We start from the raw sequence: 13,694 nt of genomic DNA, 5'->3' as shown, positions 1-13,694 counted from the left end.
CACTGCATCGCACACGAACACCGTAGCTACATCCGCAGAATAATGTCCACCCAAGAGACTGTACTTATTGTTGACGACGAACGTTCCATCGTTGATGCGTTTGCCCAGTGGTTATCGGAAACGTACACGGTGCGACCCACGTACAGCGGCAAAGAAGCACTCGAACAACTCGACGAGAGCGTCGACATCGTGCTTCTCGACCGCCGAATGCCGAATATGGACGGTGAAGCCGTACTCGAAACCATCACCGACCGCGACCTCGACTGTCGCGTCGTGATGATTACCGGGGTCGAACCCGACTTCGACATCCTCGACCTCGGCTTCGATGCCTATCTCAGAAAGCCCGTGTCGTCGCCTGAGACACTCCTCGACACCGTACAAGCACTCTCACGGCGCGCTACGTACGACCAGCAGATGCAGGAGTTCCTCGCACTCGCCTCGAAAAAAGCGACGCTGGAGGCGACCAAACCTCCCGAGGAACTCGAAGCGAGCGAGGAGTACGCAGGACTCGAAGCGGAGCTGTTACAGCTTCGAAACGAGCTTTCGGACACGGCCACCACCCTCGACGACCAAGACCTTCGGGCCACGTTCAAACCCCGTCGCTGACGTTCCACTCCATTGCACCCGCCTTCGTGGAAGCGAGCACGTCAGTTCGTGTACTGGTTGGCTTGCGGTGACCTGCAAGACGTACGCGCAGCCATATACCGTGCCTGGTGGATTTATCCACCACCAAACTGAACCGTTTGCAGACGTGTTAACCAAACATACTTACAGTACTGTCTAGTATTTCCCAAAAATTTTGCTTTAAATATATACTTACCCGAACTTTGGCCAAAACGTATAACGTGGTTACTACACCATTTTACGGCAATTTGCAAATGCCTCCTCGTACCACACTCAAACACACACTCTTGTTGGCAGTCGTTCTCGTAGCCCTCGCCGCGCTACCATCGACAGCGGTTGCTAACGAACAGATTCCAACCCCTGCAGACCTCTCAGATACCTCGGACGCACTGCAGACCACCGAAACATCGCTCGTATCTCTCGACCCAACTTCGGGAACAACCGACATTGACGGGGATGGATTAAGTGGTATCGCTGAGGTACGCCTTGGCACAAACCCAAGCGAGAGCGATACCGATGGAGACGGAGTGAGTGACGGTGTCGAACGGAATCGAGGCACTGACCCGCTGAGTGCGGATTCTGATGGTGATGGACTCGGAGATGCGACTGAACTGGCGGGGTCGACCGATCCAACCGCCGCAGATAGCGATGGTGACGGACTCAGCGATGGCGAAGAAAACGAACAAGGGACGGTTCCGACGCTCCCTGACACGGACGGCGATGGGCTGACCGACAGTGCCGAAGTCAACCGAATCAACTCCAACCCGCTAGTGACCGATTCGGATGGCGATTTCTTGAGCGACCAGAGTGAATTGAGTCTCGGTGGCAATCCGAACGATTGGCTCTCCCCAATTACTGTTCCCGGAACACTTGCAGGCTTCCTCTTTGGAGTCGTCCTCTCGGTGAGTATTTCGAACCGTCGGATTGGGTTTGTTCGCATTATCGACGAGTTGGTGGCGGTTCGCTCGCTGCTTGGAGGTGTTTGGGAAAACCGCGCGAATCGTTCGGGACCAGCCACAGAAGATGTCTCAGAGGTAGCGGACAACAACTTGTCAGACCCGAAACCAGAGACAATCTACTCGGATGAGGCACGCGTTGAACAGCTCCTCGAACGCAATGAAGGGCGGATGAATCAGTCATCCATCGTCTCGAAGACTGATTGGTCTAAGTCGAAAGTGAGCCGCCTTCTTTCAACCATGGCAGACAACGGATCGGTCATCAAAATCACCATTGGACGTGAAAATCTCATCTGTCTGCCGGGCGAGGAACCATCAATCGTCCGTACCGCACCAAACAGCGGTGAACATGAACAGGAGCCGATTCCGAAACACCCGCCATCGGAACCAACTCCATTCGGTTCCTCGACAAACACTGAGTAGGCTTGAGATCACCCCCGACGCTGCGTCCGTCGAGCGAGTAACAACTCCTGTTCGCCCCTGTCGGTCACACACACGACTCGATTTCACCTGCGCGACGACGGTTGTTTTCGGTCAGCAGGCGGCACTGTTTCCGTCCACAACCGATGCAACAATTGTTCAGTTATATACGGGCGCTTATCTTCGGTTCCAATACCTCCCTCCATGCGTTCAAAACGACCACTCCGAATCTTCTTCACCGTCCTGCTCGCAGTGTCGGTTCTCACTGTTGGCTACGGAGCAGCAACGTCGTCGAACAGCGGTTCGTTCGAAAACCATCTCGATGAGTCGGGGGCACCGGATATGTCGGCACAGATTGCCCCAGAGTCCGATGGTATCACCGTTATCGCCGCCGACTCGAATCAGTGGGAAGGGAATCCAACCGAGGGCCACCGGGCAACCTCGGAACTGGTCGCGTTCAATCCAGACGGGACGACGTTGTACTACAACGGGACCCATGACAGATACTGGGACGTAGACCCAGTTCCGGAGACCGACACAACGGTCGAGTACTCCTTTTCCCACCACTTCGAAGACGGTGACTGTCCGACCGAATGGGATGCGGATAGCTATGGCGTAGACCAAGAGACGTGGGACCACTACGAGCGCGTCCACGGAACGGAGGCGTGCACCTTGAACGGTGTCGAACGAGTCAACCTTACAACCGGCGAGGTGACAACAGTTTGGACGCAGTTCACGCCTGGGAAAGAGGCGACACGCTATCACGACGTCGATCGTCTCGACGAGAACCGCCTTGTCGTCGCCGACATCTACCTCGACCGTGTGTTCGTCGTGAACACAGAGACGGACGATATTGAGTGGACGTGGAACGCGACCGAGGTTCACGAAACCAGCTCTGGTGGACCGTATCCGAAAGACTGGACCCACATCAACGACGTGGAGATTCTAGACGATGGTCGCATCATGGTCGATATGCGCAACCACGACGAGGTAATCTTCCTGAACAAAGAGGGTGCAATTGAGAATTTGACTCTTGGGTCAGACGATAACCACGACATTCTCTACGAGCAGCACAATCCGGACTACATTCCAGAAACCCGGGGTGGCCCAGCAGTAGTAGTCGCAGACTCTGAGAACAACCGTATCGTCGAGTACCAGCGCGAAAACGGCGAGTGGACGCAAACGTGGTTGTGGCAGGACGCGAGGATGCAGTGGCCACGAGACGCAGACCGCCTCCCGAACGGTAACACCCTCATTACCGACTCGAACGCAGACCGCGTCTTCGAGGTTGATGAGAACGGCAAAATCGTTTGGAGTGTGAACATCGCCTTCCCGTACGAGGCAGAACGGCTGGGAACCGGTGACGAAAGCGCCGGCGGGCAAAGCGCCTCCAAACTCGGTCTCAAATCGCACTCCTCGTCTGTGACCGGAAAGGCGCTCATTGGTCTCAAGGGATTAATTCCTGGGAAGTATCTCAACGGACTCATGTACATCACGCCAGTGTGGATGGGATTCGTCGAAATCCTCGGACTCCTCCTCGGCGTACTCGCCTGTCTCGCCTGGGTGGGTACAGAAGTCTTCTGGGTAGTTCGTGACCGTCGTGCAGAGCGCGATCACGATTCTATAACGTAACCGCTTCCGTTTTTCCTGTCAATTGGAACGATTATACCCCACAGCACTCGCTCGGCCACCTCCGTTGCTGACGCAGTCTGTGTCCCGGAACTTCCCACCAATCGTTGAGTTGGTTGACAGCCAGCGTTTCGACGGTGAAAATTGGGGGTTAGCATACATTAGAATCGGGATAATGTTCTATTTCACACACTGAATTCCTGCTCACCGCCGAATACGGCTAATTGTGGGGTTCTCAGTAGTCATTATATTCTGCGTGAGAGTTCGGGATTCTGGGTTATTTCCGCAAAGGAATCGGTTGCAACTCATGCAACAATCGTACCATGCCATTTGTATCCCATCGATACCCCATTGTACGGTTCCCGTTTCGGTAGCGAGCCAAGCACCACTGACCCCTCCACATGGCCATCCCGAATCGAAAGATCACGAACGCCTTCACCGACTCCACTGCCGAGAGTGGATACGTCTGGCTCCTGCCCGCGCTTGTGGCGGGAATCACCGTCTACCTCGTATATCTGAAAACCCACCCATACCCGGCGTTCGGAGCCGGACTGTTCTTGCTCATGGCAGAGCAAGTGAGCCAGCACGGCTACGCGCTCCCGGCAACGATTCCCCATTATGCGAGTCCGATTCCGTTCGCCTATCCGCCGTTGATGTTCTACGTTGTCGCGGCGATACGAGACCTGTTTGGAGTGAACCCGCTTCTCATTAGCCGCGTTCTCCCCGGACTCGTCACAACCCTCGCGCTCGTGCCCTGTTTCCTGTTCGTCCGCGAGCTGCTCGGCTCTGCCCGCCAGGCTGGCCTTGCGACGTTCGTCGTCGCGGTCTCGCCGCCGATTTTACAGTGGCATTTGTCGGCCGGCGGTATCGTCAGAGCACCCGCTTTCCTGTTTCTCGTCACTGGGTTGTACACTGGCCTCATGCTCTTCAAGACCCGCCGTGTCAAGTGGCTGGTCGTCTCGCTTGCATTGTTCTCGCTCACCATACTGACTCATCCCACCTACACGGTCTTTTTCGTCCTGAGCTATCTCTGTCTGTTCGCTGGATTCTCTCGCACCATCGAGGGTCTCAAAGACGGCGCAATCGTCGGCTGTGGTGGCATCGCCCTCACCTTTGTTTGGTGGGGGCAGATACTTGCCACGCACGGAACTGCAGTGTTCTCCGGTGCCGCGGGGACCCATGGCGGCCTGGCCCAGAAAGTTCCGAACGTCTTCGGCTGGGTTCGCCCTCTGTTGCTTCCGGGTGGACTCGAAGTGGCTAGTGGAACGCACTCAGGAGATCTTATCAGCCTTGGACCGTGGATAGTTGGCCTCGGCACGGTGGGACTTCTCCAGCTCATCTGTGGTGTTATGCTCGCAATTGGAGCGGTTGCCTCTTTCATCGTCGATGAGGAGTCACAATCGAAATTCGCGGCAATCGTTTCAGACCATATCGAGGAAATTCGCAAAGAGCATGCCACTCTCCCGGTGTTCAGTTCGCTCCCGTATCCTCGAGTGCTTGGCTTCCTCCTTGGTTGGCTCCTGTTGAGCGTCACCGTCATCTCACAACATCGGTTTGCCTACCTGATTCACTCGATTTTCGTCGCGGTACTCGTCTACGAATTCCTCCTTCCGACGCTTTCGGACATCACTCCTCCTCGAATCAAGCGAGGCCATCTCGAATTCGTCGTCTTGCTTGTCCTTGGAGTAGCGTGTCTGAGCGGTGGCGTCCTCTACGCTGCAAGTGAGCTCGATACCCACGGGGGGAGTTCGTCTCTCCCAGCTTTCATCGACGACAATGACGCCGCAGCGATGACGTGGGCAGCGGAGAACACGGAGCCAACGTCTCAGTTCCTCGTGATGGGGGACGCGGCCGAGTGGTTCCCGCAGTCAACCGACCGTGCAATCACCACTGGACCGTGGGGTGTCGAATGGAAGGGGCCTGAGGCGTACGACGCCCAACTGAGCCAGTTCATCGACGCTTCGACGTGTACCGACGCGGCGTGTGTGAGCCACTCCATCGAACAGGCGAACGTGCAACCGAACTACGTCTACGTACCGACCGACGACTACACCGTCCGCGGTATGGAAACCGCGCCATCGAACAGTCTTCGCGCCTCGCTCAATGAGGCGGATGGCTACACGCTGGCCTACGAGAACGAGGGTGTGGTGATTTTCCGGGTGACAGACGACGCCACCACTTCGACGACTCACCAGCAGGTTGAGTCACCCGCCTTCGCCCCTCGTATCCCGTCCGACCACCCTGCCGGAATCAAAGAACACTAACAACGTTGCCAGAGAGTAATCATGTCAGAAAAAACTAACAAAAACGTACTCATCGTCGTAATGGACACCGTTCGGAAGGACGCACTGTCCGTGTACAACGCCAACTGTTCGACGTCACCGAACCTCGAACAGTTTGCATCGAACGCAGTCGTCTTCGACCAGGCCGTTTCGCCTGCGCCGTGGACGCTTCCGGTTCACGCCTCGCTGTTCACGGGCAAGTACCCGAGTCAGCATGGCGCCAGCCAAGAGACGCCCTATCTCACGGACTCGATAACCCTCGCCGAAACGCTCTCGAACGAGGGATATTCGACCGCATGTTTCACCTCGAACGCGTGGATTACGCCCTACACGGGTCTCACTAGTGGGTTCGACGTCCAGGACAACTTCTTCGAGGTACTCCCGGGAAATCTCATGTCGGGGCCGCTCGCGAAGTGCTGGAAGGTGTTCAACGACAACTCGACGCTCCGGTCGGTTACGAACCGTCTCGTCGAACTCGGAAACGACGTCCACGAATACCTCGCAGAGGGTGAGGGCGCAGATTCGAAGACACCGGCCGTCATCGACCAGGCTATCGAGTTCATCGAGCGAACCGACGACCCCTCGTTCACCTTCGTAAACTTGATGGACGCCCACCTGCCGTATTATCCTCCAGAAAAGTACCGGAAGCAGTACGCGCCGGACGTCGACCCGACCGAGGTGTGTCAGAACTCGAAGGAGTACAACTCCGGTGCCCGCGACATTGACGACGAGGAATGGGAGGCGATACGCAGCCTCTACGCCGCAGAAATCCGCCACCTTGACGCCGAACTCGGCCGCCTGCTCGACTGGCTCCAAGAAAATGACGAAGACGATACGCTGGTTGCCATCTGCGCCGACCACGGTGAACTCCACGGCGAGCACGGACTCTACGGTCACGAGTTCGGGATTTACGACCCCCTCGTAAACGTCCCACTCATGATCTCACATCCTGACCTCGACCCGGGAACGTACGACGAACAGGTCGAACTGCTCGACCTCTACCACACCGTCCTCGATCACGCTGGTATCTCGCCCCGGGAACCGGCGATTCCACTTGATCACACACGGTCGCTTCTCTCTACTGACTACCGAACCTTCTCCCAAAGCGAGTATGCCTTTATCGAGTACGACCAGCCGGTCATCGAACTGTCACAGCTCGAAACCAAGGCCGCAAATGCGGGAGTCGAGTTAGACGAGAACTCTCGATTCTACTCGCGCATGCGCGGCGTTCGGCGCGCGGATGTGAAGTTAGTGCAGAACGAGGGACTCCCTGACGAGTTGTACAACCTCGCTGAAGACCCCGATGAGCTGCGAGACCGTGCCGGTCGTGACGTCGAACTGGAGGACGAACTCGTGAAGGCGCTCGAAGAGTTCGAAGCAACGACCGGATCGAATTGGACGGATTCAACGGCAAGCGACGGGTCGCTCGACGAGATGAGCACCGAAGCGAAATCCCGTCTCCGCGAACTTGGTTACCTCGAATAACCGTGACCAACCAAGCCGACACCACCGCAGCCGATGACGACCAACCAGAGCGGCCGCTTTCGATGCTCAGTATAGACCGGAAAACCAGCATCAAAATCGGCCTCAGTTTTTTGGTTGCCATCGCGATGCTCTATCTCGTCGGCAAAGCCGCTGGCCTCCACGCGGTTCGAGAGTCGCTCGTCTACGGAAACCACGAGTGGCTCGCCGTGGCGTGTCTCTCGACGTTCCTCGGCCTCGTCGCGTGGAGCAAGGTCTGGCAAATTGTCCTCTCTATCGTCGGCATTGACGCGAGCCTTCCCCACGTCACGAAAACATTCTTCGCAGGAACGTTTGCGAACTACATTACCCCGCTTGGGCAGGTTGGCGGCGAACCCTTCATCGCCTACATCATCTCTAAAGACCTCGATACGAACTACGAGAACAGCCTCACCAGCGTCGTCACTGCTGACCTACTGAATCTCGTTCCCTTTTTCACCTTCTCTGCGGTCGGACTGGGTATCCTTCTTACGCGAGCGGAATTCCCGCCAATCGTCCAAACCTCTGCCTACGGCCTAGCTGCTCTTGTCGTGGTGGTACCGATGACCGGTTACATCGGATGGAACCACCGGGTTGGCGTCAAACGGGCGGTTACAGCCGTCGCCAACCCCGTCGCTCGGTTGACCAGTCGGGTGGAGGTGGCGAGCATCCTCGCGCGAATCGACCGCTTTTACGAAACGCTCGATACCATTGCGACTGCGCCGCGGCGACTCGCCTACGCGCTCGTCTACTCACTCGTCGGCTGGGTGTTTTTCGTCCTGCCACTCTACTTTGCGGGCCTCGTTCTCGGAATCTCACTCGACCTTTGGCTCGTCCTCTTTATCGTCCCTGCGAGTACGCTTGCGGGGTTCGTCCCGACGCCCGGTGGTCTCGGCGGCGTGGAAGTCGCACTCGTCGCGCTCCTCGTCGGAATCGTTGGCGTTCCTGCGAGTCAGGCGTTCGCGCTCGCAGTGCTATATCGCGTCGCAAGCTACTGGTTCACCCTCGCCATCTCCGCTGTCCCGACTGTCTACGTAATCGCGAAAGCTTAAGCCATGACACTTCCCACCGCTTCAAACCGAATCGTCTTCCATGACCACAGCGCATCCGGCAATCATCGAGGTGACTGTGCATGATTGAGCTATCACTCATTCCACCAGAACTCGGGACACTCGGCCTCGAAATCATCCAGCGGTACGGGATGGTAGCACTGTTCATCCTGTTTATTCTCGAAGGGGCGATGCTCCTGTTTATCGCGCCAAGTGAGAGTCTCGTTCCGGTTGCCATCGCTTCGATGTCCACAACCCAAGAGTACGCACTCGTCATTGCCCTGTCTGTGACCGGGGCGACGATTGGACAGTACGCCCTGTTCACCCTCGCGAAGCGAGGTGGCAAAGAGTACCTCGTTGAGAACCGATGGTTCAGAATCAACGACGAACGAATCGACAAGTACGAACGCTGGTTCAGCAGGTGGGGACCAGGAATCGTCCTGCTTAGCAACACTCTCCCCTTCGTTCGTGGGCTGTTCACTGTCCCTGCAGGGGTCGCCGAACTGAGCGACCGACAGTTCGTTGTCTATTCTGCGCTCGGAACGCTGTGTTTCGAGACGCTCCTCGCGTTTGCCACGCTGGGTGTGTTGACCCACTTTGGCTAGCCACACCGGGTTCCAGGCATGCTCGACCACGCGCTCTACCTCATTTTCGCTATTGCAACGCACGGACTCGTCGGGTACGTGCTGGTTCGCACCCTCACCACAGCTCCACCAGCGGTCGGAATCCAGTTTGCAATCGTCCCGGACATCGACCTGTTCTTTTATCATGTGTGGTCATTCCCGCTCGTCCACCGCGGACTCCTCCACACTCCCGTGTTTCTCGGGCTTTTAAGTGGTGTCCTTCTCCTCGTCGGCACGCCAAGACGGATTGTTCTTGCGCTCGGTATCGCGTTCGGGTCTCACCTAGTCATCGACTCATTCACCAACGCGGGAATTCTGTGGCTCTATCCGCTAACGACAGAACACTACGCCTACGACATCAACATCCACAGTTTCGCCGGAAATCTCTCCTTTTGGACGCTCTCGTTCGTCGTTCTCGCCTGGGTGAATCGCTGAACGGGAGCTAGCCGTTTCCTTGCGCTCGGTTTGAAGCCAGAAGCGCCTGCTTTCGGGTTCAGCCAGAGTCCAGGGGAGCACGTATGAGGAAAGAGTGTTGTATGCCCGGAGTCCACACTGTTAGCAATGAGTGATTCGGACGGGCCAGGTCAGGTGGGGACGCCGAACTACCACCACGAGAACCACACGGCCGCCCAAACCTGTGGCTGGACGGCGAACGCGCTGCGCGGGGAGGGTCGGTGCTACAAAAACATCTTCTACGGCATCGAATCGCACCGCTGCATCCAGATGACGCCAGTCGTAAAGTGCAACGAGCGCTGTGTCTTTTGCTGGCGTGACCACCGCGGGCACGCCTACGAACTGGACGACGTGCAGTGGGACGACCCCGCAGCCGTCGTGGAAGCGAGTATCAAACTCCAGCGAAAACTCCTCTCCGGGTTTGGCGGCAACGACAACGTTCCCCACGAGCTGTTCGACCAAGCGATGGAGCCGCGTCACGTCGCCATCTCCTTAGACGGCGAACCGTCGCTGTATCCCTACCTCCCCGAACTCATCGACGAGTTTCACTCCCGCGACATCACGACGTTCCTCGTCTCCAACGGGACGCGCCCGGAGGTTATCGAGCGGTGTGACCCGACCCAACTCTACATTAGCGTGGACGCCGCAGACCGCAAAACGTTCGACAACACGGTTCGCTCGGTCGAGGACGATTCGTGGGAGCGACTCATCGACACGATGGACGTGCTCGCTGGGAAAACGGACACGCGTACCGTGCTCCGCACGACGCTCGTCAAGGGCGTGAACATGCAGAACCCCGATTGGTACGCCGCCTTTTACGACCGCGCCGACCCTGACTTCGTGGAACTCAAGGCGTACATGCACGTCGGCCACTCGCGGGGCCGACTTGACCGCGACTCGATGCCGAGCCACGAGGAGGTCATCGCCTTCACGGAGGACGTACAGGCGTACATGCCTGACCACACCGAGTTGAAGGACGTGCCCGCCTCGCGGGTGACCCTGCTCGCAAAAGACACGGATACGTGGGTGCCGAAACTCAAGAAAGGAAGCGAGTTTTGGGCGCGCGACCCGATTACGGGACAGTCGTAGGCACTCGATTTTCTCCACCGCCGACGAAATCCGCCGTGACCGGAGCCTTTAGGCGTCTCCTCGCCATCCGGACGGACACGACACGGCGCTCGGTGCGCCACCCATCTCATTTCTGAGATGCTTTCCACTTCCGTTATACTTATCTCTGGCGAGAGAGAATTCTCAGGTATGTCTGGAATCGCACGGCTCGAAATCGGGCACGACGCCCTCGCAACACTCAAACTCCTCGCCCTTGATGGTGCGCTTTCCGGCGAGGTGAAGGCCTCTTGTGCCAATCTCGCCGCCCGCCTCGACGCCTCGAATCAAACCGCCTCTCGTCGCCTCCAGCGTCTTGAGGAAGCGGATTTCATCGACCGCGAAATCGTGAGCGACGGCCAGTGGATTTCGATTACCGACGCCGGCGAGCGCGCGCTTCGCCGCGAATTCGCCGACTATCGACGCATCTTCGAACAGGACACCCAAATCGACCTCGCCGGTACCGTCACCGGTGGCATGGGTGAAGGTCGCCACTACATCTCCCTGCCCGGCTACCACGAGCAGTTCGTCTCTCGGCTCGGCTACGAACCGTTCCCCGGCACGCTGAACGTGAGTCTCACCGACGAGAGCGTCCGCGCGCGCTCTGGCCTCCACGCGCTCGACCCCATCGCCATCGACGGCTGGGAGGACGACGAGCGAACGTACGGCCCCGCAGTCTGCTACTCTGCGAGCATCGAAACGGCGGACGGTGAATCATACACGCCCGTCCACGTGGTCGCCCCAGAGCGCACCCACCACGACGAAGACCAACTCGAACTGATTGCGGCCACAAAGCTCCGTGACGAATTACGTCTCGAAGATGGCGATCTCGTCACCGTTCACGTCGTGGAGGACAACTGATGGCCCAAACTGCGAGCGATTTAGACCGCGTGATTGCGGCGTTCAAAGCTGGTGGCCCCGTGCTCATCCACGACGCCGCAGACCGCGAAGGCGAAACGGACCTCGTCTACCCCGCCGCGAGCGTGGCTGCGAGCGACGTGGCTCGGATGCGAAATGACGCGGGCGGCCTCGTCTGCGTGGCATTTTCCGACGCGGTGGCAGACGACTTTGCGCTGCCATTCCTCCAAGACGTGCTCGACCACCCAATCGCAGCCGCCCACGACCTCGGGTACGACGAGCGCTCGTCGTTCTCGCTCACGGTGAACCACCGCGACACGTTCACTGGGATCACCGACGAAGACCGCGCGCTCACGATTTCGGAACTCGGTCGGGCCGCCGCGGACACGGCAGCCGTCGATTTCGCCGCGGAGTTCCGCGCACCCGGTCACGTCCACCTGCTTCGCGCCGCGCCGGGCCTGCTCGCAGAGCGCAAGGGCCACACCGAACTCGGGATTGCGCTCGCGGACGCCGCGGGCGTCGCCCCCGCCGTCGTGGTCTGTGAGATGCTCGACGACGAGACGGGCAAGGCACTTTCGCCTGCGGATGCACGCGCCTACGCAGAGCGCCACGGCTTCCCGTACATCGAAGGCGCACGCCTCGTCTCAGAGCTCTAAGCGGCTCCTTTTCGCGGTTCTCAACCACGAGAAATGATGGTGAGGGTTTCTGAGTCTTTATACCGGTGGCGTCCATTTCTCGGTGTATGAGTGGCTTTGCAGACATGGACATCGATACGATTTGGATGAACGGCGAGTTCGTCGACTGGGACGACGCGAAGATTCACGTCATGTCCCACGGCCTCCACTATGGGACGGGCGTCTTCGAGGGTGTGCGCTCGTACGACACCGAGCGTGGCCCCGCGATTTTCCGCTGGGAGGAGCACTTAGACCGTCTCTACAACTCCACGAAGCCGTACAACATGGAGATCGAACACTCCCGCGAGGAACTCACGAACGCGACCATCGAACTCCTCAAACGCCAGGACCTCAAATCGTGTTACATCCGTCCGATTGCCTTCTTCGGCTACGACTCCCTCGGCGTGAGTCCGCGCAACTGCCCAACTGACGTGGCTATCGGCGCGTGGCCGTGGGGCACCTATCTCGGTGACGACGCCTTAGAAAACGGCGTCGAAGTGATGGTCTCCTCGTGGCGCAAGCACTCTTCGAGCCAGATTCCGACCAACGCGAAAACGACGGGCCTCTACGTCAACAGCCTGCTCGCGGGCGAAGAAGCCCGCCGCAACGGCTACGCCGAAGCCGTCGTTCTCAACAAAGAAGGCAACGTCGCAGAAGGGCCCGGCGAGAACATCTTCCTCGTCCGCGACGGCGAAATCTTCACGCCCGGCCTCGCAGAGAGCATCTTAGACGGAATCACGCGCAACACGCTCATCACCCTCGCGCGTGAGCAGGGCTACACCGTCCACGACAACGCGACCATCTCCCGGGGCGAACTCAACACCGCAGACGAGCTGTTCTTCACCGGCAGTGCGGCGGAAGTCACGCCTATCCGCAAGGTCGATAACGTCGTCATCGGCAACGGGTCGCGCGGCCCTGTGACCGAGGAACTCCAGAGTGCCTTCTTTGACCTCGTCGAACGCCGCACCGACTCCCACGACGACTGGTTCCTCTACGTCGACGAGCAGTAACCTCGCCCGGTACGTTCGGTTATACCCGTTGTGTCCCTTCGCCTCTTTTGCGGGCGAGAGTGTTCACAGGCTTACAGCCAAACGTACACCTTCTTTGGTTCCGCACCCCGAGTGACGACCATGCACGAGGACGCTGCCCGCGCCTTTTACGCCGCCGTAGACGAGGGAGCCTACGACCAGCTTGAAGAACTCCTTACCCCCGAGTTCGTTCACGACCGGCCAGACCAGACGCTTCGCGGCCGCGAGGCGTTCATTTCGTTCATGCGTGACGAGCGCCCGCTCACCGAAACGCGCCACGACATTGAGGCGGTGTATGTGGGGGAGTCGGAACTCGCCGTCCGAGGGACGCTCAGAGATGCAGACGACGAGAGGCTCCTCAAATTCGTAGACATCCATGAGGGCGGAGAGCGCATCAGCGCCATCACCACCTACACCACGCAGGTGGCATCTCGCCTGACTGAACAATAGGACTATTGAGCCCTCAGCTAATTATTTCCACTATTGTCTAAACT

General features: G+C 58.3%; 13 protein-coding genes. All 13 read left to right on the top strand.

What is annotated here, in order from left to right:
* Window positions 1-42: 42 nt before the first annotated feature.
* A complete protein-coding gene (locus tag V5N13_RS07510; protein ID WP_336360256.1) occupies window positions 43-606 on the top strand; it encodes a HalX domain-containing protein in 564 nt (187 codons plus the stop codon).
* 272 nt (window positions 607-878) lie between these two features.
* Window positions 879-2,003, top strand: coding sequence for a helix-turn-helix transcriptional regulator (locus V5N13_RS07505; RefSeq protein WP_336360255.1), 1,125 nt, complete (start codon window positions 879-881; stop codon window positions 2,001-2,003).
* Window positions 2,004-2,204: 201 nt separating this feature from the next.
* A complete protein-coding gene (locus V5N13_RS07500; protein ID WP_332897286.1) occupies window positions 2,205-3,632 on the top strand; it encodes an arylsulfotransferase family protein in 1,428 nt (475 codons plus the stop codon).
* Window positions 3,633-4,030: 398 nt separating this feature from the next.
* Window positions 4,031-5,893, top strand: a complete 1,863-nt coding sequence (locus tag V5N13_RS07495) for an ArnT family glycosyltransferase (RefSeq protein ID WP_336360254.1) — start codon at window positions 4,031-4,033, stop codon at window positions 5,891-5,893.
* Window positions 5,894-5,914: 21 nt separating this feature from the next.
* Complete coding sequence (locus tag V5N13_RS07490) at window positions 5,915-7,396, top strand: sulfatase (protein ID WP_332897284.1); 1,482 nt, start codon at window positions 5,915-5,917, stop codon at window positions 7,394-7,396.
* A gap of 2 nt (window positions 7,397-7,398) precedes the next feature.
* The gene (locus V5N13_RS07485) at window positions 7,399-8,463 is read left to right on the top strand and encodes a lysylphosphatidylglycerol synthase transmembrane domain-containing protein (protein WP_336360253.1); all 1,065 of its coding nucleotides are present in this window, start codon (window positions 7,399-7,401) and stop codon (window positions 8,461-8,463) included.
* A gap of 80 nt (window positions 8,464-8,543) precedes the next feature.
* Complete coding sequence (locus tag V5N13_RS07480; RefSeq protein ID WP_332897282.1) at window positions 8,544-9,065, top strand: DedA family protein; 522 nt, start codon at window positions 8,544-8,546, stop codon at window positions 9,063-9,065.
* Window positions 9,066-9,083: 18 nt separating this feature from the next.
* Complete coding sequence (locus V5N13_RS07475; protein WP_332897281.1) at window positions 9,084-9,518, top strand: metal-dependent hydrolase; 435 nt, start codon at window positions 9,084-9,086, stop codon at window positions 9,516-9,518.
* 126 nt (window positions 9,519-9,644) lie between these two features.
* A complete protein-coding gene (twy1, locus tag V5N13_RS07470; RefSeq protein ID WP_336360252.1) occupies window positions 9,645-10,625 on the top strand; it encodes a 4-demethylwyosine synthase TYW1 in 981 nt (326 codons plus the stop codon).
* Between the two features lie 168 nt (window positions 10,626-10,793).
* Window positions 10,794-11,501 carry a DUF120 domain-containing protein gene (locus V5N13_RS07465; protein WP_336360251.1) on the top strand — a complete coding sequence of 236 codons (708 nt, stop codon included), beginning with the start codon at window positions 10,794-10,796 and terminating at the stop codon, window positions 11,499-11,501.
* Complete coding sequence (ribB, locus tag V5N13_RS07460; protein ID WP_336360250.1) at window positions 11,501-12,154, top strand: 3,4-dihydroxy-2-butanone-4-phosphate synthase; 654 nt, start codon at window positions 11,501-11,503, stop codon at window positions 12,152-12,154. The genes V5N13_RS07465 and ribB overlap by 1 nt, the downstream gene beginning before the upstream one ends.
* A gap of 86 nt (window positions 12,155-12,240) precedes the next feature.
* Entirely contained in the window at window positions 12,241-13,182 is a 942-nt protein-coding gene (locus V5N13_RS07455) for a branched-chain amino acid transaminase (RefSeq protein WP_336360249.1), read from the top strand.
* Between the two features lie 120 nt (window positions 13,183-13,302).
* Window positions 13,303-13,650, top strand: coding sequence for a nuclear transport factor 2 family protein (locus V5N13_RS07450; protein ID WP_336360248.1), 348 nt, complete (start codon window positions 13,303-13,305; stop codon window positions 13,648-13,650).
* Window positions 13,651-13,694 lie beyond the last annotated feature (44 nt).

Origin of the sequence: Haladaptatus sp. ZSTT2 (assembly GCF_037081775.1) — an archaeon.
Classification (GTDB): Archaea; Halobacteriota; Halobacteria; order Halobacteriales; family Halococcaceae; genus QDMS2.
Note: the sequence above shows the minus strand (reverse complement) of the source record. Positions and strands in the feature narration are given on the sequence as shown.

What these genes read in the sequence shown, in the direction of transcription:
- V5N13_RS07490 (WP_332897284.1), top strand. Translation starts at nt 5,915, where the DNA reads ATGTCAGAAAAAACTAACAAAAACGTACTCATCGTCGTAATGGACACC.
- V5N13_RS07500 (WP_332897286.1), top strand. Translation starts at nt 2,205, where the DNA reads ATGCGTTCAAAACGACCACTCCGAATCTTCTTCACCGTCCTGCTCGCA.
- V5N13_RS07450 (WP_336360248.1), top strand. Translation starts at nt 13,303, where the DNA reads ATGCACGAGGACGCTGCCCGCGCCTTTTACGCCGCCGTAGACGAGGGA.
- V5N13_RS07475 (WP_332897281.1), top strand. Translation starts at nt 9,084, where the DNA reads ATGCTCGACCACGCGCTCTACCTCATTTTCGCTATTGCAACGCACGGA.
- V5N13_RS07465 (WP_336360251.1), top strand. Translation starts at nt 10,794, where the DNA reads ATGTCTGGAATCGCACGGCTCGAAATCGGGCACGACGCCCTCGCAACA.
- ribB (WP_336360250.1), top strand. Translation starts at nt 11,501, where the DNA reads ATGGCCCAAACTGCGAGCGATTTAGACCGCGTGATTGCGGCGTTCAAA.
- twy1 (WP_336360252.1), top strand. Translation starts at nt 9,645, where the DNA reads ATGAGTGATTCGGACGGGCCAGGTCAGGTGGGGACGCCGAACTACCAC.
- V5N13_RS07505 (WP_336360255.1), top strand. Translation starts at nt 879, where the DNA reads ATGCCTCCTCGTACCACACTCAAACACACACTCTTGTTGGCAGTCGTT.
- V5N13_RS07495 (WP_336360254.1), top strand. Translation starts at nt 4,031, where the DNA reads ATGGCCATCCCGAATCGAAAGATCACGAACGCCTTCACCGACTCCACT.
- V5N13_RS07510 (WP_336360256.1), top strand. Translation starts at nt 43, where the DNA reads ATGTCCACCCAAGAGACTGTACTTATTGTTGACGACGAACGTTCCATC.
- V5N13_RS07455 (WP_336360249.1), top strand. Translation starts at nt 12,241, where the DNA reads ATGAGTGGCTTTGCAGACATGGACATCGATACGATTTGGATGAACGGC.
- V5N13_RS07480 (WP_332897282.1), top strand. Translation starts at nt 8,544, where the DNA reads ATGATTGAGCTATCACTCATTCCACCAGAACTCGGGACACTCGGCCTC.